The organism is Kitasatospora griseola, from assembly GCF_044999035.1.
Taxonomy (GTDB): domain Bacteria; phylum Actinomycetota; class Actinomycetes; order Streptomycetales; family Streptomycetaceae; genus Kitasatospora; species Kitasatospora griseola.
In genome coordinates, this window is the sequence record NZ_CP173360.1 from 3,349,859 (window position 1) to 3,367,876 (window position 18,018).

At 70.3% G+C, this 18,018-nt stretch carries 15 protein-coding genes and 1 riboswitch; of the genes, 11 read left to right on the top strand and 4 right to left on the bottom strand.

Annotated features, from left to right (window positions below; genetic code table 11):
- The first annotated feature begins 6 nt into the window (after window positions 1-6).
- Together ACI1MP_RS14950 and ACI1MP_RS14955 are read left to right on the top strand one after the other, a co-directional pair.
- On the top strand, window positions 7-978 hold the full coding sequence (locus ACI1MP_RS14950) for a diacylglycerol kinase family protein (protein WP_100588059.1): 972 nt from the start codon (window positions 7-9) through the stop codon (window positions 976-978).
- 341 nt (window positions 979-1,319) lie between these two features.
- Window positions 1,320-1,571 (top strand): WhiB family transcriptional regulator, encoded by a 252-nt coding sequence (locus ACI1MP_RS14955; protein WP_014138019.1) that lies wholly within the window; start codon window positions 1,320-1,322, stop codon window positions 1,569-1,571.
- 316 nt (window positions 1,572-1,887) lie between these two features.
- On the opposite strand, the gene ACI1MP_RS14960 is transcribed toward ACI1MP_RS14955, so the two are convergent.
- The 3 genes from ACI1MP_RS14960 to ACI1MP_RS14970 all read right to left on the bottom strand — a co-directional run bounded on the left by ACI1MP_RS14960 (window position 1,888) and on the right by ACI1MP_RS14970 (window position 6,320).
- Window positions 1,888-3,408: a sensor histidine kinase gene (locus tag ACI1MP_RS14960; protein ID WP_043915974.1), complete on the bottom strand. Its 1,521-nt coding sequence runs from the start codon at window positions 3,406-3,408 to the stop codon at window positions 1,888-1,890.
- A 370-nt stretch (window positions 3,409-3,778) separates the two neighbouring features.
- Window positions 3,779-4,837: an SIS domain-containing protein gene (locus ACI1MP_RS14965; RefSeq protein WP_380342800.1), complete on the bottom strand. Its 1,059-nt coding sequence runs from the start codon at window positions 4,835-4,837 to the stop codon at window positions 3,779-3,781.
- A gap of 178 nt (window positions 4,838-5,015) precedes the next feature.
- Window positions 5,016-6,320 (bottom strand): sugar transporter, encoded by a 1,305-nt coding sequence (locus ACI1MP_RS14970; RefSeq protein WP_380342797.1) that lies wholly within the window; start codon window positions 6,318-6,320, stop codon window positions 5,016-5,018.
- Window positions 6,321-6,883: 563 nt separating this feature from the next.
- On the opposite strand from ACI1MP_RS14970, the gene ACI1MP_RS14975 reads away from it, so the two are divergent.
- From ACI1MP_RS14975 to ACI1MP_RS15010, 8 genes are all read left to right on the top strand, one after another.
- Complete coding sequence (locus ACI1MP_RS14975; RefSeq protein WP_232734117.1) at window positions 6,884-8,176, top strand: extracellular solute-binding protein; 1,293 nt, start codon at window positions 6,884-6,886, stop codon at window positions 8,174-8,176.
- 148 nt (window positions 8,177-8,324) lie between these two features.
- Window positions 8,325-9,314 carry a carbohydrate ABC transporter permease gene (locus ACI1MP_RS14980; RefSeq protein WP_229847257.1) on the top strand — a complete coding sequence of 330 codons (990 nt, stop codon included), beginning with the start codon at window positions 8,325-8,327 and terminating at the stop codon, window positions 9,312-9,314.
- Window positions 9,311-10,240: a carbohydrate ABC transporter permease gene (locus tag ACI1MP_RS14985; protein WP_380342794.1), complete on the top strand. Its 930-nt coding sequence runs from the start codon at window positions 9,311-9,313 to the stop codon at window positions 10,238-10,240. The genes ACI1MP_RS14980 and ACI1MP_RS14985 overlap by 4 nt, the downstream gene beginning before the upstream one ends.
- Window positions 10,241-10,302: 62 nt before the next feature.
- Window positions 10,303-11,877 carry a glycoside hydrolase family 3 protein gene (locus ACI1MP_RS14990; RefSeq protein ID WP_380342791.1) on the top strand — a complete coding sequence of 525 codons (1,575 nt, stop codon included), beginning with the start codon at window positions 10,303-10,305 and terminating at the stop codon, window positions 11,875-11,877.
- Window positions 11,878-12,049: 172 nt separating this feature from the next.
- Window positions 12,050-12,835 (top strand): GntR family transcriptional regulator, encoded by a 786-nt coding sequence (locus ACI1MP_RS14995; RefSeq protein WP_100588065.1) that lies wholly within the window; start codon window positions 12,050-12,052, stop codon window positions 12,833-12,835.
- Window positions 12,836-13,091: 256 nt separating this feature from the next.
- Window positions 13,092-13,397, top strand: a complete 306-nt coding sequence (locus ACI1MP_RS15000) for a DUF3311 domain-containing protein (RefSeq protein ID WP_380342787.1) — start codon at window positions 13,092-13,094, stop codon at window positions 13,395-13,397.
- Window positions 13,398-13,417: 20 nt separating this feature from the next.
- Complete coding sequence (mctP, locus tag ACI1MP_RS15005; RefSeq protein WP_380342834.1) at window positions 13,418-15,013, top strand: monocarboxylate uptake permease MctP; 1,596 nt, start codon at window positions 13,418-13,420, stop codon at window positions 15,011-15,013.
- A 167-nt stretch (window positions 15,014-15,180) separates the two neighbouring features.
- A complete protein-coding gene (locus ACI1MP_RS15010) occupies window positions 15,181-15,927 on the top strand; it encodes a histidine phosphatase family protein (protein WP_100588067.1) in 747 nt (248 codons plus the stop codon).
- A 6-nt stretch (window positions 15,928-15,933) separates the two neighbouring features.
- Here ACI1MP_RS15010 and ACI1MP_RS15015 read toward each other — a convergent pair whose 3' ends face one another.
- Window positions 15,934-16,917: a helix-turn-helix domain-containing protein gene (locus tag ACI1MP_RS15015; protein WP_380342783.1), complete on the bottom strand. Its 984-nt coding sequence runs from the start codon at window positions 16,915-16,917 to the stop codon at window positions 15,934-15,936.
- A 269-nt stretch (window positions 16,918-17,186) separates the two neighbouring features.
- Between ACI1MP_RS15015 and ACI1MP_RS15020 the strand changes: the two genes are divergently transcribed.
- On the top strand, window positions 17,187-17,681 hold the full coding sequence (locus tag ACI1MP_RS15020) for a GNAT family N-acetyltransferase (protein ID WP_100588069.1): 495 nt from the start codon (window positions 17,187-17,189) through the stop codon (window positions 17,679-17,681).
- A gap of 80 nt (window positions 17,682-17,761) precedes the next feature.
- Window positions 17,762-17,900, top strand: a riboswitch (cobalamin riboswitch).
- The last annotated feature ends 118 nt before the right edge of the window (window positions 17,901-18,018 follow it).

The window sequence follows — 18,018 nt, forward strand, 5'->3', positions numbered from 1 at the left end:
ATCGCCATGCGCGCTCTCCTGGTCGTGAACCCGAAGGCGACCACCACCAGTGGCCGGACCCGGGACGTCCTGATCCATGCCCTGCGCAGTGACCTGAAGCTGGACGTCGCGGAGACCCAGTACCGGGGGCACGCGGGCGATCTGGCCCGGCAGGCGGCCGAGGACGGCACGGTGGACCTGGTGGTGGCGCTGGGCGGCGACGGCACCGTGAACGAGACCGTGAACGGCCTGCTGGCGCACGGGCCGGGCGAGCGGGTGCCGCGGCTGGCGGTGGTGCCGGGCGGGTCAACCAATGTGTTCGCCCGCGCGCTGGGGCTCCCGAACGACCCGGTGGAGGCGACCGGCGCGCTCCTGGACGCGTTGGAGCACCGGAGGGAGCGCGCGATCGGCCTGGGCAAGGCGCTGACCGCCGGCGAGCCGGACCGCTGGTTCACCTTCACCGCCGGACTGGGGTTCGACGCCGGCGTGGTCGGCCGGGTGGAGCGCCAGCGCCGGGCGGGGCGCAAATCCACCCACGCGCTCTATGTCATGGAGGCGCTGCGGCACTACGTCACCGAGCGTGAACACCGCCGTTCGGGTCCGATCACGCTGGAGATCAACGGCCGCGAGCCGGTTCCGGGCATGGTGATGGCCATAGTCTCCAACACCTCTCCGTGGACGTTCCTGGGCTCCCGTCCGGTCTTTCCGTCCCCCTCGGCCTCCTTCGAAACCGATCTGGACATCTTCGGCATCACTCGAATGACGGCGTTCCGCACCGCCCGAACGGTCCGTCAGATCCTGCGCCCACAACCCTCGGCGGAGGACGGCACACGCCCCGCCGGCCCGGCCGGAAAGCACGTCGTCTCCTATCACGACGTCAGGCACTTCACCTTGGTTTCACAGGAACCGGTGCCGTTTCAGGTCGACGGGGACCACCTTGGAGACAGGAGTCGCGTCAGTTTCACAGGCGTACGGCGTGCACTGCGTGTGATTGTGTGACCAGAAGGGGGTCTCTGCCTTGCACTCGAACGTGCGAGCCCCTTCACTCCATAGAAGTACCGCCTGTGAGGTAGGCGACACCGAAGAATCAAAAATTTCTTGCCGAAGGGGGTTGTATCCGGCTTCGAGGTTTGCGAACCTCTACATGGCGATCGGGACACACCGCAGACGACATCGCGGCAGAGTCCCTCGAATCGCCGAACCCCACTCAGCAAAGACCTCCCGGGCCCGGTGGGCCTTTGGTCCCTTTTGCTGTTGCGGGATTCGTGAAAGCGTTCACATTCACAAACCACACGAGTGAGTCGCGGGCCACCGCCCGTGACCGGAGGAGTTGGACGACCATGGACTGGCGCCACCGCGCTGTCTGCCGCGAAGAGGACCCGGAGCTGTTCTTCCCGATCGGGAACACCGGTCCTGCTCTGCTGCAGATCGAGGAAGCCAAGGCCGTGTGCCGCCGTTGCCCCGTCATGGAGCAGTGCCTGCAGTGGGCGCTCGAGACCGGCCAGGACGCCGGCGTCTGGGGCGGCATGAGCGAGGACGAGCGTCGTGCGATGAAGCGCCGCGCCGCCCGCAACCGCGCCCGCACCGCCTGACGCACCATCACCAGCAGTACGGATCGACCCACGATCAAGGGTTCGGCCGCATTCGGCCGGCCGAGCCTTCCCGAACGGGCCCCGCTCCAGTTGCGGGGCCGACGACGCGAGCCGCCCAGGCACTTGATACTGTTCACTTAGAGCAATATTGTGGACCTGTGGCGCTCACCGTGTGCAACACACGGGGCGAGCGTCGCGCCATCACAGAGCCCCCGTTCCGGCCGACTCCCCCCGACGGCCGGACCGGGTTGAGAGGCCCTGCCGACCCACCCCCCCGGTCGGCAGGGCCTCGTTTCTGTTCCCCCGTCAGTTCCCGCTAGCGGACGGGGATCTCCAGCACCACCTTGGTGCCGCCGCCCGGCGCGGCCACCATGTCGAAGGTGCCGCCGAGCTCACCGGTGGCCAGGGTGCGGACGATCTGCAGGCCGAGGTTGCCGGCCTGCTGCGGGTCGAAGCCCTCGGGCATGCCGCGGCCGTCGTCCTGCACGGTGATCAGCAGGTACTCCTCCGGCCGCGCCCCGCCGTTCCAGCTGTCCGACCAGCCCTTGCCGCCGACCGGGGCCCGCCCGCGCAGCGCGCTCACCTCCAGGTTGCCGGAGGCGGACGGGCCGAACGCGTGCTCCAGCGCGTTCTGCGTCAACTCGGTGAGGATCATCGCCAGCGGCGTCGCCACCTCGGCCGACAGGATGCCGAACGAGCCGCTGCGGCGGGTCGCCACCCGGCCGTCCTGGGACAGCTCCATCACCATCGCCAGCACCCGGTCGGCGATCTCGTCGAACGCCACCTGCTCGTCCAAGGCCTGCGAGAGCGTCTCGTGCACGATCGCGATCGAACCGACCCGGCGCACCGCCTCGTCCAGCGCGGCCCGACCGGCGTCGGAGTCCATCCGGCGGGACTGCAGCCGCAGCAGCGCCGCGACCGTCTGCAGGTTGTTCTTCACCCGGTGGTGGATCTCCCGGATGGTGGCGTCCTTCGTCATCAACTCGCGGTCACGACGCCGCAGTTCGGTGACGTCACGGCAGAGCACCAGCGAGCCGGTGGGCGTTCCCTTCGGCTTCAGCGGAATGGTCCGCAGGGTCACCACCCCGCCCTGCGCCTCCACCTCGGTCTGCCGGGGCGCCCAGCCGCTGGCCATCTTCACCATCGACTCGTGCACCTTGCCGCGGTTCGGCGGCACCAACTCGGCGGTGGCCCGGCCGAGATGACTTCCCACCAGGTCCGTGGTCAGCCCCAGCCGGTGGTACGCCGACAGCGCGTTCGGACTGGCGTACGTCACCACGCCCTCCGCGTCCAACCGGATCAGGCCGTCGCCGACCCGCGGCGCCGCGTCCATGTCGGTCTGCTCGGCGCCCGGGAACGGGAACGTGCCGGCGGCGATCATCTGCGCCAGGTCGGAGGCGCTCTGCAGGTAGGTGAGCTCCAGCCGGCTCGGGGTGCGCACCGTCAGCAGGTTGGTGTTCCGGGCGATCACGCCCAGCACCTTGCCGTCCCGTCGCACCGGGATGGACTCCACCCGCACGGGCACCTCCTCCCGCCACTCCGGATCACCCTCCCGGACGATCCGCCCCTCGTCGTACGCGGCGTCCAGCAACGGCCGCCGGCCGCGCGGCACCAGGTGGCCGACCATGTCGTCCTGGTACGAGGTCGGGCCGGTGTTGGGCCGCATCTGGGCCACCGAGACGTAGCGGATGCCGTCCCAGGTGGGGATCCACAGCACCAGGTCGGCGAAGGACAGGTCGGAGAGCAGCTGCCACTCCGAGACCAGCAGATGCAGCCACTCCACGTCGGCACCGGTGAGGGTGGTGTGGCGGCGGACGAGTTCGTTCAGCGAGGGCACACCGTGAGCGTATCGCCGACCACTCCGGGGCATGTTGTCCAGACCAATCGGGGTGGGGCTCTGGACAACCCGGATTGGTCTAGTCCACAATGAAAGTGCACCAAGGAGAGGCCCCCCGCGCAACTGCCCTGACCGCGCGAGGCCGCTCCGAGGTCGGAGGCGTCGTTCGAGAGTCCCGCACAACTCTCGGCCGGTCCCCGTCTCCGACATACAGCTCCGGGCTACGGTGCCGCACAGGTTGAGGGTCCTGTGTCGGCGCCGTGGCCCGTAGTGTTTTCCGGCACCCGCCCTTCGCCCCCGGTGGTGCGTCCCCCGCCCAACCGAAAGGCCGCCCCCACCCGACAGGGTGACGGCGGCCTTCGGCGTTGTCTCAGTGGGTCTCGGTGACCTTCGCGAGCGCGCGGGGCGCGTCCGGGTCCTGGCCGCGGGCGATGGTGACCTCGTAGGCGAGGAGCTGGAGCGGGAGGATCTCCAGGATCGGCTGGACCTCCTCGGGCACGCCGCCGGGCAGGGCGAAGCCGGCGCTCGCGGCGTCGACCTGGTCCTGCTGACCGATCACGACGAGGTCGGCGCCCCGGCCGCGCAGGCGGTCCAGGACGGGCTGCAGGGCCTCACCGCCGCGGCCGTCCGGGACGATCGCGATGACCGGCGAGACGTTGTCGACCATGGCCAGCGGGCCGTGCAGCAGGTCGGCGCCGGAGAACGGGGAGGCCGGGATGTAGGTGGTCTCCATCAGCTTCAGCGCCGCCTCGCGGGCGGTCGGGTAGCCGTAGCCGCGCGAGGTGATGACCAGGCGCTGGGCGAACCGGTACCGCTCGGCGAGCGCCTTGACCTCGGCCTGGCGGGCCAGGATCCCGGCGGCCAGCTCCGGCAGGACCTTCGCCGGCGAACCGTCGTTGCCGCGCAGGCCCTCGACGAAGAGGTACAGCGCGAGCAGCTCGGCGGTGTAGGTCTTGGTGGCGGGCAGCGCCTTCTCGGGGCCGGCCAGCACGTCGATGTGGAACTCGGAGACCTCGGCGAGCGGCGAGCCGGCGTTGTTGGTGACCGCCAGGGTGATCGCGCCGGCCTCGCGGGCGGCCTTGGTGGAGGCCACCAGGTCGGGCGAGCCGCCGGACTGGCTGACGGTGATGACCAGGCAGTCGGTGAGGTCCGGCTTGGCGCCGTACGCGGTGGTGGTGGACATCGAGGTGAGGCCGGCGGGCTTGCCGAGCAGGACCTCGATCAGGTACTTGGCGTAGAGCGCGGCGTTGTCGGAGGTGCCGCGGGCGGTGAGCAGGACGAACCGCGGGTTGCGGGCGGCGATCTGCGTGGCGATCTCACGGATCGCCGGCGCACCCTCGTCGAGGATGCGCTGCAGGACGGCCGGCTGCTCGGCCATCTCCGCCGACATGATCCTGCCGGGTACGGAAACAGTCTGCGGGTCGGACATCGGGGTGTGCCTCCGTGGAGAGATGGTTCTACCCCGTGGGGCGGGACGCCCGACGGGGACCTCTGGAACGGCGGCGAGTCCGCACCCTCGCTGCGTGGAACTGTGCTGTGCCGATCCTACGTGGACCGGGCCCCGCCGCACACGTCGTGACGGTGCGTCGGCGCCCGGCCCGCGGGAATCAGGACGGGTTGTTGATCAGCTGGTCGATCTGCGCGTCGGCTTCCTTGGTGGCGTCGTCGACGCTCTTGCCCTTGAAGATCGCGTCCAGCATGTTCACCAGGACGTTCTGCTTCTCGACCGCGCCCCAGCCGGGGGCGGCGGGGGTGAACCAGGCGTCCTGGACGGCGTTGGCGGCCGCGGCGGTGGCGGGCTTGTTCTTCAGCGGCGCCAGCTGGGTCAGGTTGTTGGGGAGGGTGTCCTTGTCGGCGAGCACCTGCTCGGACTTGGTGCTGGTGAACATCCGGACCCAGTCGGTGGCGACCGCGGTGTTCTGCGACTTCGCGGTGACGGCGAGGTCGGAGCCGCCGATGAAGGAGGGCAGCGGCTTGCCGTTCGGGCCGGGCATGGTGACGATCTTCAGCGAGTCCTTGAGCGCCGGGGTGCCGGTGATCGGGGCGATCGCGTCGCTCAGCTCCCAGCCGTTGGCGTAGATCAGCGCGGCCTTCTCGTGGCCGAGCACGCCGGCCTGCTTGGCCTCGTTCACCTTCAGGTCGCCCTTGTTGTACGTCCGCACCAGGTTGACGAAGTGCTGGAGGCCGGCCTGCGACTTGGGGTCGTGCAGGGTGCCGTGCCAGACGCCGCTGGAGTCGAACTTGGCGATCGAGCCGCCGTACGCGGTGACGTAGGACATCGCGGCGTACCAGTACGGGCCGGGCAGGTAGAGCGCGGAGAAGCCGGCGCTGTTCTTGTTCCGCTGGGCGACCTTGTCGAGGGCGGCGGTGAGCTCGTCCTCGTTCTGCGGGAGGTCCGCGGAGCCGGTGGCGTCCTGGAACATCTTCGCGTTGTAGACGCCGACCCGGGCGCCCGCGTAATAGGGGACGCAGAAAAGCTTCTGGTTGTACGTACAGGTGTCGGCGAGACCCTTGATCCAATTGTCGGAGTTGTCGAAAGCGGTCCGGTCGAGGCCCGCCAGCGAGCCGTTCACCATGTACTTGGTGGTCTCGGTGTTGCCGAGCTCGACCACGTCGGGCGCCTGGTTGGCGGCGATCGCGGCGTCCAGCTCGGCGATCTTGTTCTTCCAGGTGTGGTAGCTGAGCTTCAGCTCGACCTTGGGGTACTTGGCCGCGAACTGGTCGTTGACCTGCTGCACCAGCTCCGGCCAGCTCTTCTGGGCATCGTCCATCAGCCACACGGTGACGGTGCCGGTCACGTTCTTCGGGTCGACGGCGGCCGCCGGCGCGGCCGAGCCGCCGCCGGACGAGCAGCCTGCGGTGGTGGCCAGCAGGGCAGCGGTGCCGAGCGTGGCCAGAACCTGACGCTTCACGCGAATCCTCCGAATCAGGTGCGGGAGGTCTGCGCGGATGGTACAGACCAGCTTTTCGGATCCTGGCCTAGACCATTTGCAGCGTCAACGCGCGTGATGATTACAAGTCCCGCTTGTTGTCGATCCGTTGCTCATTCTGGCCCGATCACGTCAATACCTGGGCGGGTATGCCGATTAAGGCTCACTTAAGGTGCCCTTCAGGCCACGTTGAGCAACCGGAGCCGCTCGTTCCGAGGCGGTCGATTCGTCCCGCCATATCCGGATCCGCCCCCGACTTGGTCCAGTCCAACACGGCCGAGTCAAGCGTTGATAACGGCTTGTGCAGACGCTCTTCGATCCCTTGACGCTCGTCATTGGTCCATGCCAATCTCCAGGCGTTGGTCTAAACCAATGGTCTACTCCACCTCGCGGACCGGCCCGCCTGCCCCGGCAGTTCGTGTCCGTGTCATCCGGTGACGTTCCCCCCTACGGCACGACGCAGCTTCAGGGCCCCTGGCCCGGCGGCCCGGTGCCCTACCTTGCTCATCCCTCTGGAGGATGGTTTGAACCGCAAGATCGCAGCCGTGGCCGCTATCGCCACTGTGCTCGTCGCCTCGGCTTGCTCCTCGTCTTCGTCCAGCTCCGGCGGTGACAAGGCCACCCTGAGCAAGGACGGCAAGGGCAAGAAGGTCACCGTCTGGCTGATGCAGGACGCCCAGAAGGGCTGGCCGGAGGTCGTCGAGGCCGCGAAGAAGGAGTTCACCGAGCAGACCGGTGCCGAGGTCGACGTCCAGTGGCAGACCTGGACCAACTACACCACCAAGCTCGACACCGCCCTGCTCTCCGGCAACGCCCCCGACGCGCTGGAGATCGGCAACACCCAGGCCGCCAAGTACATCGAGGCCGGCTCCTTCGTCGACCTGACCTCGGTCAAGAGCCAGTTCGACAACTCGGACAAGTGGCTGGACTCGGTCGCCGCCTCCGGCCAGTCGGCCGACGGCTCCAAGACCTACGCCGTCCCGTACTACGCCGGCGCCCGCGTCCTGATCTACCGCAAGGACCTGTTCGACGCCGCCGGTGTCACCCAGGCCCCGACCACCATCGACGAGCTGAAGGCCGCCCTGACCAAGGTCAAGGCCGCCAACGCCAACGTCCCGAACTTCTCGGCGCTGTACATGCCGGGCCAGAACTGGTACTCCGCCGTCTCCTTCGGCGCGGGCCAGTTCGGCGTCAAGGGCATCATCGCCAAGAAGGACGGCGACAAGTGGACCGGTAACCTGACCGACCCGAAGTTCATCGAGGGCGTCAAGACCTGGAACGACCTGCAGAAGGAGTACTCGGTCGGCGGCACCACCACCGACGAGGCCACCCAGGACGCCCAGATGTCCAAGGGCAACATCGCCGCCATCATCGGCAACGGCTGGGAGGTCAGCGCGGTCGCCGACCCGAAGACCGGCGACCCGGCGCTGAAGGACAAGCTCGCCACCATCGCCCTCCCGGGCCTGGCGGCCGGCACCCCGACCCCGGCGTTCCTCGGCGGCTCCGACCTGGCCGTCCCGTCCAAGGCCGCCAACCCGGGCCTGGGCGCGACCTTCCTGCAGATCTACACCAACACCGCGCAGCAGACCGCGCTCGCCAAGCACGCCATCCCGAACGCCAAGAACCTGGTCGCCGCCTACAAGCAGGCCGACCCGGCGAACAAGGCGACCGGTGAGGCGGCCGAGGGCCTGACCTGGTTCATCCCGAACTCGCCGCTGTGGTCCGGCGCCGACGAGACCGCGCTGAAGAACGCCTTCGGTGCGATCGCCGCCGGTGGCGACCCGGCCACCGAGCTCAAGAAGGCCCAGGAGACCCTCGTCAAGGACCTGAACGGCTGACCCAGCTGATCCGCGGTCGGCCCGGGAGTCCGCTCCCGGGCGGACCACCGCACTGAGCGCCAGTTAGGGGGTGGGCAGTCCGCAATCACGCGGACTGCCCACCCGTGCGCCAGGACCGACCAGAATCGCGGGCCCGGGAAGGACCCTGATGAGTGTGACCACCAACGAGACCGTGAACCGGTCCGAAAAGTCGGGGCCTGCCCCGGCGGGGAAGCCGCAGCGCCGCGGATTCTTCGCGGCCGGCCAGTACATCCCCTACGCCCTCCTGCTGCCTGCCATCGTCGTGCTGGTGGGCGTTCTGGCGTACCCGCTGTTCAGACTGTTCGACCTGGCGTTCCAGAACGTCAACCGGTACGCGTACCTGGTGAACCCGTCGCTGTCGAAGTACATCGGCTTCGAGGGCTTCAGCAAGATCCTCGGCGACCACCAGTTCTGGGAGGTCGTGCTCCGCTCGATCTACTTCACCGCCGAGCTGGTCATCCTCTCGATGGTGCTGAGCATGCTGATCGCGCTGCTCCTCAACCGGGTGTCCAACTGGGCCCGGGTCACCGTCATCACCGTGATGATGTTCGTCTGGGCGATCCCGGCGCTGGTCAACGGCCAGGTGTTCCGCTGGCTGTTCTCCCCCAACGGCGGCGTCGTCGACTACCTGGCCTTCCTGGTCACCGGTGACGAGAGCTGGAAGCACTACGACTGGTTCGCCGACCCGAACGTCGGCCTGTACGTGGTCGGCGCCTCCGTCATCATCTGGGGCGCGCTGCCGTTCCTGGTCCTCGGCCTGTACGCCGCGCTGACCCAGGTCCCGGCCGAGCTGACCGAGGCCGCCCGGCTGGACGGCGCCAACGCCTTCCAGGTCTTCCGGCACGTGACCATCCCGGTCATCCGCCCGTTCCTGATGATCTCCGCCGCGCTCAGCTTCATCTGGGACTTCCAGGTCTTCGCGCAGATCTTCTCGCTGCGCAACACCTCGCCCGAGCCCGGCTACTGGACCATCGGCACCTACCTGTACATGAACGGCATCGTCCGCTCCCGCTACAGCGAGAGCTCGGTGATCTCGATCGTGATGATCCTCATGATGCTGGCGGTGCTCGTGTTCTACATCCGCCAGATGCTCAAGATCGGAGCCAACGAGCGATGACCGCGACGACCACGCACCCGTCCGGGCCGCCGGTGGCGCCCGAGGCCCCCAAGCCGAAGAAGAAGAAGGTCAAGGTCCGCACCACGGGCCAGAAGCCGGTGGTGACCGGGATCTGGAACACCCTCGCCATCGGCGTCGCCCTGGTGATGGCCTTCCCGATCTACTGGATGATCCTCACCACGTTCAAGACGAACAAGGACCTGATCGCCCAGGACCCGACCTTCTGGCCGTCGTCCTTCTCGTTCGACAGCTACAAGACGATCTTCGACGACGCCGACTTCCTGCCGTCGCTGCAGAACACCCTGATCCTCACCCTCGGCGCGGTGGTGCTCGGCCTGGTGGTCGGCTTCCTCGCCGCCGTGGCGGTGGCCCGGTTCAACTTCCGCGGCCGGAGCTTCTTCATCGTCACCATGCTGGTGGTCCAGATGGTGCCGCTGCTGGCGATCATCATTCCGCTGTTCGTGGTGATGAACAAGGCCGGCCTGACCGGCTCGCTGTTCGGTGTGATCCTCGCGTACCTGGTCTTCACCGTGCCGTACGTGGTCTGGACGCTGCGTTCCTTCATCGTGAACATCCCGGCGGAGCTGGACGAGGCCGCCATGGTCGACGGCTGCACCCAGTGGGGCGCGTTCTTCCGCGTCATCCTGCCGCTCACCCTGCCCGGCCTGATCACCACCGGCGTCTACAGCTGGATCCAGGCGTGGAACGAGTTCATCGTCGCCAACACCCTGATCAGCAGCGGCGGCGACGGCTCCAAGACCTCGATGATCTGGCTGACCTTCTACTCCACCACCCCCACCCGGGGTGCGGACTACGGCTCGCAGATGGCCGGCGGTCTGCTGGTCTCGCTGCCCGTGATCATCCTGTTCGTGTTCTTCCAGAAGAAGGTGTCGGCGGGTCTCACCGCCGGTGCGGTCAAGGGCTGAGTCCCCTTCCACACCCCAATCGCACCTGAAGCACCTCCACCCCCAGGGAAGGAACCATGGCGATGCCCGGTACGGAAAGCGCCCTGCTCATGCGCGACGCCGGAGCGGTCCTGCAGCCCGGCTTCGCCGGCCTGACCGCGCCCGAGTGGCTGCGCCGCAGACTGGGCGACGGCGAGCTCGGCGGCGTCGCCCTGTTCGGCCGCAACATCCGCACCCCGCAGCAGGTCGCCGCGCTGACCGGTGAGATGTACGCGCTCAACGGCGACGTGCTGATCGCCATCGACGAGGAGGGCGGCGACGTCACCCGCCTCGAAGTGACCAGCGGGTCCTCCTACCCGGGGAACCTGGCGCTCGGTGAGGTCGACGACACCGACCTCACCGAGCGGGTCGCCCGCTCCATCGGGTTCGACCTGGCCGCCGTCGGCGTGAACCTCAACTACGCGCCCGACGCGGACGTCAACTCCAACCCGGACAACCCGGTGATCGGCGTCCGGTCCTTCGGCGGCGACGGCGACCTCGCCGCCCGGCACACCGCCGCGTACGTCCGCGGCCTGCAGTCCGCGGGCGTCGCGGCCTGCGCCAAGCACTTCCCCGGTCACGGCGACACGGCCGGCGACTCGCACCTCGGGCTGCCCCGGATCGACCTCGCCGTCGAACAGTTCGGCCAGCACCTGCTGCCCTTCCGGGCCGCCATCGCGGCCGGCGCGAAGAGCATCATGACCGCGCACATCCTGTTCGACGCCTACGACGCCCAGCTGCCCGCGACCATGTCGCAGCGCATCCTGACCGGCCTGCTCCGCGAGGAACTGGGCTTCGACGGGCTGATCGTCACCGACGGCATCGAGATGGGCGCCATCTCCGGCACCCACGGCGTCGCGGCCGGCTCGGTGCGGGCCGTCGCGGCCGGCGCCGACACCATCTGCGTCGGCGGCGGCCTGCACGACGAGGACGCCTTCGTGTACCTGCGCGACGCGCTGGTCTGGGCGGTCCGCGAGGGCCGACTCTCCGCCGAACGGCTGCACGAGGCGGCCGAGCGCAACCGGGCGGTGGCCCGCTGGTCCGCCGCCGTGCGGGCCTCGCTCGTCGGCCGGCAGGGCGAGGTCGGCGTCGGCCTGGCCGCCGCCCGCCGGGCGCTGCGGATCACCGGCGAGCTGCGCCCGCTGGCCGGGGTGCCGCACGTGGTCGAGTTCTCCCCCGGCGCGAACATCGCGGCCGGCGAGGACACCCCGTGGGGCGTGGCCGGCCCGCTGGGCGAGCTGGTCCCCGGCACCACCTCCAGCCGGGTCTCGCCGCCGGCCACCGTCACCGAGGGCTCCGGCCTGCTGCACGTGGCGGTCGCCGCCGAGGACGCCGAGATCGACGTCGCCCCGCTGCTCGGCGCGGCGGTGGGCCGTCCGCTGGTGCTGGTGGTGCGCGACGTGCACCGCCACGCCTGGATGCGCCGGGCCGCGCTCGCCCTGGTGGAGCACCGCCCGGACGCCGTGGTGGTGGAGATCGGCACCGCCCACGGGCTGGCCGGACTGTTCGCCCCGCTCGGCGTCACCACCCTTGCCACGTACGGCGGTTCGCGGGTCTGCGCGATCGCCGCGGCGGAGGCGCTGGCCGGACTCGCGGTGACCGCGGCCGCCGTCGGCTGAGACACTCGGGTACGGGCTCGGAACGGGCGCCAGGCGCTCCGTTCCGGGCCCGTCGCATGCCGGTTTGCCCGCAGGCGCTCCCGCTTGCTTCCCCGTGCGTGCAAACATGTGCTGTTACATAGGACTTAGGGGTCCGTTAAGGACCCGTCTCCAACGAGGAGTGAGAGCTGCCATGAGTGGCGACAGGGATTCGGCGGCGCTCGCCGAGGGCTCCACGGTGCCGACCCAGACCGGCCCTGCCACCGCCACGGCCCGGGTGCCGAAGTACTACGGCCTGAAGCGGCACCTGCTGCAGCTGACCGAGACCCAGCCGGCCGGCACCCCGGTGCCCCCGGAGCGGGCGCTGGCCGCCCAGTTCGACACCTCCCGCACCACCGTCCGGCAGGCACTGCAGGAGCTGGTGGTCGAGGGCCGGCTGGAGCGCATCCAGGGCAAGGGCACCTTCGTCGCCAAGCCGAAGGTCGCGCAGGCCCTGCAGCTGACCTCGTACACCGAGGACATGCGCGCCCAGGGCATGGAGCCGACCTCCCGGCTGGTCGAGGTCGCGTACATCTCCGCCGACGAGCGGCTCGCCCCGCTGCTGGACATCAAGCCCGGCGGGCGCGTCCTGCGGATCGAGCGCCTGCGGCTCGCGAACGGCGACCCGATGGCGATCGAGGTGGCGCACCTGTCGGCCAAGCGCTTCCCCGCGCTCCGACGCAACCTCGCCAAGCACAACTCGCTGTACACCGCGCTGCGCGAGGTCTACGGCGTGACGGTCGCGGAGGCCGAGGAGACCATCGAGACCACCCTGGCCAACCCGCGCGAGGCCGGCCTGCTCGGCTCTGACCTGGGCCTGCCGATGCTCCAGCTGTCCCGGCACTCCTTCGACGCGGACGGCGCGCCGGTGGAGTGGGTGCGGTCGATCTACCGCGGGGACCGGTACAAGTTCACGACGAGGCTGCAGCGGCCCGCGTAGGCAGCCTCCGAGCGGCCCGCGTAGACAGCCTCCGGCTGGTCCGGAACAACAACAGCACGACCAGGCTGCAGCGGCCCGCGCAGGCGGCCCGAACAGCCGTCGCGGAACGATCGGTTGACAGGGTAGTGACACAAGTCACTCCCCTGCCCTACTCTCGCGGAGACCTTTCGATCACCGAAGGTACTGCTCGGCGGACGTACAGCGATGTGCGTTGCGGTGCCAGTGAGGTGACTCCTCGTCATCCCGGGAGCCGCTCGTGTCGTCGTCTCAATCGCCATCCGCGGGCGCGCTGCCCGTGGTCTCCCCCGCCCGGGTACTGGCCGGCCTGTGCCTGCTGGTGCCGATCGTGGTGGTGCTGTGGGTGCCGTCGTACAGCAAGACCGATCCGGCGCTCGGCGGCATGCCGTTCTTCTACTGGTACCAGCTGATGTGGGTGCCGCTGTCGGCGGTGTTCACCACCTCCGCGTACCTGCTGCTGCGCCGGGACGAGGCGGCCCGCAAGGCCGTCCCGTCCGTCGCGGTGCAGGTTCCGTCCCAGCCGGACGGGGGTGAGCAGTCGTGAAGCACGTGGACTGGACCGCGATGACGGTCTTCCTGCTGTTCTTCGCCGCGGTCACCGTGATGGGCTTCCTGGCGTCGCGCTGGCGCCGGGCGGACGACGCGCAGCACCTGCACGAGTGGGGTCTGGGCGGCCGCAGCTTCGGCACCTGGATCACCTGGTTCCTGCTGGGCGGCGACCTGTACACCGCGTACACGTTCATCGCGGTGCCGGCGCTGGTCTACGGGGCGGGCGCGGCGGGCTTCTTCGCGGTGCCGTACACGATCATCGCGTACCCGTTGGTGTTCCTGATCCTGCCGCGGCTGTGGTCGGTGTCGCGGGTGCACGGCTACGTGACGACGGCGGACTTCGTGCGCGGCCGGTACGGGTCGCGCGGGCTGTCGGTGGCGGTGGCGCTGACCGGCATCCTGGCGACCATGCCGTACGTGGCGCTGCAGCTGGTGGGCATCCAGGCGGTGCTGGACGTGCTGGGCGTCGGCGGCTCCGGGAACTGGTTCCTGCAGGACCTGCCGCTGTTCCTGGCGTTCGGCGTGCTGGCGGCGTACACGTACTCCTCGGGCCTGCGGGCGCCGGCGCTGATCGCCTTCGTCAAGGACACCCTGGTGTACGTGGTGATCCTGGTCGCGGTGATCTACATCCCGATGCGGCTGGGCGGCTACGGGCACATCTTCGACGCGGCGGCGCACAAGTTCACTCCGGACCCGGTGACCCACAAGGCGCCGGGTTCGCTGGTCACCGGGCCGGCCGCGCAGTGGTCGTACGCGACGCTGGCGTTCGGGTCGGCGCTGGCGCTGTTCATGTACCCGCACTCGGTGACGGGCGTGCTGGCGGCGAAGTCCCGCAACACGGTGCGCCGCAACATGGCGATCCTGCCGACGTACTCGCTGATGCTGGGCCTGCTGGCGCTGCTGGGCTTCATGGCGATCGCGGCCGGGGTGGGCAAGGGCGACAAGAAGTTCAACGCGCAGCTGGCGGTGCCGCAGCTGTTCGCGGACATGTTCCCGAGCTGGTTCACCGGGGTGGCGTTCGCGGCGATCGGGGTGGGCGCGCTGGTGCCCGCCGCGATCATGTCGATCGCGGCGGCGAACCTGTTCACCCGCAACGTCTACAAGGAGTTCCTGAGGCCGGACGCCACGCCGGCCGACGAGACCCGGGTGGCGAAGATCGCCTCGCTGCTGGTGAAGGTCGGCGCGCTGGCGTTCGTGCTGGTGATGGACAAGCAGGCGGCGATCAACATGCAGCTGCTGGGCGGCGTGTGGATCCTGCAGACCGCGGTGGCGCTGGTTGCGGGTCTGTTCACCCGCTGGTTCCACCGCTGGGCGCTGCTGGCCGGCTGGGCGGTCGGCATGCTGTACGGCACCTGGAAGGCGTACGGCATCGCGTCGCCGGCCACCAAGCACTTCGGCGGCTCGGCCGCGAAGATCCCGATGATCGGGGAGGTCGGCTACATCGGCCTGACCGGGTTCGTGCTGAACCTGCTCGTCGCGGTGGTGCTGACGCTGGTGCTGCGGGCCCTGAAGGCCCCCGAGGGGGCCGACGAGACCGCCAGGGCCGACTACTCCGCGGAGGCCGGCGACGAGGCCGTGGAGCGGGCCCCGCAGCCCACGCTGGCGCACTGACGCGTGCGGGGGCGCAACGCGCCCCCGAATGCGCCCTTGGGTCGCGCCGTTGCCTCGATCGACACTGGGGTGACGGCGCGATCATCTGTTATGACAGCCCTTTTCGGGAGAGACCGGGGAGAGACGAGCACCACCGACGCAGCACCGACAACGGGGAGCCACCGCCAATGACCGACCTCACCACGGTACGCACCGGGCACCGCACCCAGACCGACGGCGGGCGGCGGCTGCCGTCGGTCCTGATCGCCACCCGGCACGGCGAGTCCACGGCCAACGTGGAGTTCCGGCACGCGGACTCCAGCGGCGCCCTGACCGTCCCGATCACCTGCCGGGACGCCGACATCCCGCTCTCCATGCGCGGCCAGGCCCAGGCCCACGACCTGGGCCGGTGGTGGGCCGCCCGGCCGCCCGCCGACCGGCCCCGCTCGGTGTGGTGCTCGCCGTACGTGCGCACCGCGGAGACCGCGAGAATCGCCCTCGCCCAGGCGTCGGGGCTGGGCGCCGTCCCGGTCGGCCTGCCGATCCGCTACGACGAACGGCTGCGCGACCGCGAGCTGGGCGTGCTGGAGATGCTCACCAAGGCCGCTATCGAGCGCGACCACCCCGCCGAGGCCGAGCGCCGCCGGCGGATGGGCGAGCTGTACTACCGGCCGCCCGGCGGCGAGTCCTGGCTGGACGTGGCGCTGCGGGTGCGCGGCCTGCTGCGCGACCTGGGTGAGGAGGAGGCCGGGCGGCCGGTGCTGCTGGTCGCGCACGACTGCACGGTGCTGATGCTGCGTCACGTGCTGGACCGGCTGGGCGAGGAGGAGCTGTTGGCGCTGCCGCCGGTCGCCAACTGCTCGACCAGCGTGTGGCGGGCCCGCGAGGGCCGGCTGCGGCCGTCCGGCTGGAACGAGACCGCGCATCTGTCCTGATGCCCGTCAGGCGGACCGGAGCCCGGCGGTCCGCACCGGGCCGCCGTGGCCGCCGAAGGCCCGCCGGTAGGCCTGCGGGGTGGTGCCGAGGCGGCGGCCGAAGTGGTGCCGCAGGGTGGCGGCGTTGCCGAAGCCGCAGCGGGCGGCGACCGCGTCCACGCTCTCGTCGGTGGACTCCAGCAGGCGCTGCGCGAACAGCACCCGCTGGCCGGTCAGCCAGCGGTGCGGGGTGGTGCCGGTCTCCTGCTGGAAGCGCCGGGCGAAGGTGCGCGGGGACATGTGGGCGTGCCGGGCGAGGTCGTCCACGCTGGTCTCCCGGTCGAGGTGGCGGCGCATCCACTCCAGCGTGCCGGCCAGCGAGTCGCCGTCGCCCTCGGGCAGCGGGCGGCTGATGAACTGGGCCTGCCCGCCGTCCCGGTGCGGGGCGACCACCATCCGGCGGGCGATCTCCCGGGCCACCTCGGCGCCCTGCACCTTGCGGACCAGGTGCAGGCAGGCGTCGATGCCGGCCGCGGTGCCGGCCGAGGTGATCACCGGGTCGTCGTCCACGTACAGCACGTCGGGCTCGACGGTGGTCAGCGGGAAGCGCTCGGCCATCAGCTCGGCGTGCCGCCAGTGGGTGGTGCTGCGGCGGCCGTCGAGCAGGCCGGCGGCGCCGAGCAGGAAGCTGCCGGAGCAGATCGACAGCAGGTACGCGCCGCGCGCGTGGGCGGCCCGCAGCGCCTCGCACAGCGCCTCGGGGTAGTGCTCGCGGATGCCGGTGGCGGTGGCGATCACCAGGTCCGCCTCGGCGAGCCGCTCCGGGCCGTACGGGACGTGGACGTCGAAGCCGGCGTGGGTGCGCATCGGGCCGGGCCGGTCGGCGACCAGGCCGAACTCGTACACCGGCAGGCCGGTGTCGCTGCGGTCCAGGCCGAACACCTCGCAGGCCACCCCCAGCTCGAAGGGGTGGATCTCCTCCAGCACGATCACCGCGACGTTCTTCAGCATCCGCCCAGCATGGCAGTGGCAGGATTTCGCGGCAACGGTGCGTTCCTGCCACCCGTGGCGGGCGGCCGGCGCGCGGAGAGTGGGGCCATGACCTCTGCGCTCGCCCTGCTGGGCCTCCTCGCCGGCTTCGGACTCCTCGGCGTCCTGGTCGGCCGGGACCTGGACCGCAACGCCCGGCACGGCCGGGACGACCGGCCCCGGCCGACCGGCCGGCCCTTCGACCCGGACCTGGCCGACCCGCGCCGGACGCGGTCCGGCACACTGTCCGGATGCACTCCCCGATCGTCCGCCGCGCCCTCGACCACGACCTCGCCGGAGCCGGGGAGGTCAGCGTCGAAGCCTTCGTCGGCGACGGCCACACCCGTCCCGACTCCGGCTACGTCGAGCTCCTCCGGGACACCGGGCGCCGCAACCGGGAGGCCGAGCTGCTGGTCGCCGTCGACGGCGACGGGACGGTCCTCGGCTGCGTGACGTTCGCCGCAGGCGGCACCCCCTGGGCGGACATCGCGCTCCCGGACGAGGGCGAGATCCGGATGCTGGCGGTCGGCGCGGCCGCCCGCGGGCGCGGCGTCGGACGGGCGCTGGTGGGCGCGGCGATCGACCGCAGCCGGGAACTCGGACTGGCCGGGATGGCGTTCTCCACCCGGCCGGAGATGACCGCGGCGCACCGGATCTACGATGCTCTGGGCTTCCTCCGCACCCCCGAACGGGACTGGGAGGCGGCCCCCGGCATGGATCTGATGGTCTACACGATGCGGTTCTGAGGCCCCTCGGGCGCGGTTTCCGTTGTCTACGCGCGGCACCACGACGCGACACGCGCTACTACATCTGGTGCCGCCAGCTCCAGCCGCCACAACATGTATGCTCGACCTCGCTGTCGAAGCAGGGGAACCCGGTGAAAGTCCGGGACTGCCCCGCAACGGTGAGCGGGCTGTAGCGACGCCCGCACAGTCCGAGGACCTGCCGACGGTGTGCGACACGGCATCCCCGCAGACGCCATGCAGCACTGTTTTGCCGTCCGGCCTCGCGGGCGGGCCGGGGGTGGGTCTTTCGCGCGCCGTTCGATCGTTGTCGGCGTGCCGTCCTCCCCTGCCGCACGCG

Excerpts from the sequence above, each read along its gene's own strand:
- ACI1MP_RS14950 (WP_100588059.1), top strand. The coding sequence starts at position 7 with ATGCGCGCTCTCCTGGTCGTGAACCCGAAGGCGACCACCACCAGTGGC.
- ACI1MP_RS14955 (WP_014138019.1), top strand. The coding sequence starts at position 1,320 with ATGGACTGGCGCCACCGCGCTGTCTGCCGCGAAGAGGACCCGGAGCTG.
- ACI1MP_RS14965 (WP_380342800.1), bottom strand. The coding sequence starts at position 4,837 with ATGTCCGACCCGCAGACTGTTTCCGTACCCGGCAGGATCATGTCGGCG.
- ACI1MP_RS14980 (WP_229847257.1), top strand. The coding sequence starts at position 8,325 with ATGAGTGTGACCACCAACGAGACCGTGAACCGGTCCGAAAAGTCGGGG.
- ACI1MP_RS14985 (WP_380342794.1), top strand. The coding sequence starts at position 9,311 with ATGACCGCGACGACCACGCACCCGTCCGGGCCGCCGGTGGCGCCCGAG.
- ACI1MP_RS14990 (WP_380342791.1), top strand. The coding sequence starts at position 10,303 with ATGCCCGGTACGGAAAGCGCCCTGCTCATGCGCGACGCCGGAGCGGTC.
- ACI1MP_RS14995 (WP_100588065.1), top strand. The coding sequence starts at position 12,050 with ATGAGTGGCGACAGGGATTCGGCGGCGCTCGCCGAGGGCTCCACGGTG.
- mctP (WP_380342834.1), top strand. The coding sequence starts at position 13,418 with ATGACGGTCTTCCTGCTGTTCTTCGCCGCGGTCACCGTGATGGGCTTC.
- ACI1MP_RS15010 (WP_100588067.1), top strand. The coding sequence starts at position 15,181 with ATGACCGACCTCACCACGGTACGCACCGGGCACCGCACCCAGACCGAC.
- ACI1MP_RS15015 (WP_380342783.1), bottom strand. The coding sequence starts at position 16,917 with ATGCTGAAGAACGTCGCGGTGATCGTGCTGGAGGAGATCCACCCCTTC.
- ACI1MP_RS15020 (WP_100588069.1), top strand. The coding sequence starts at position 17,187 with ATGCACTCCCCGATCGTCCGCCGCGCCCTCGACCACGACCTCGCCGGA.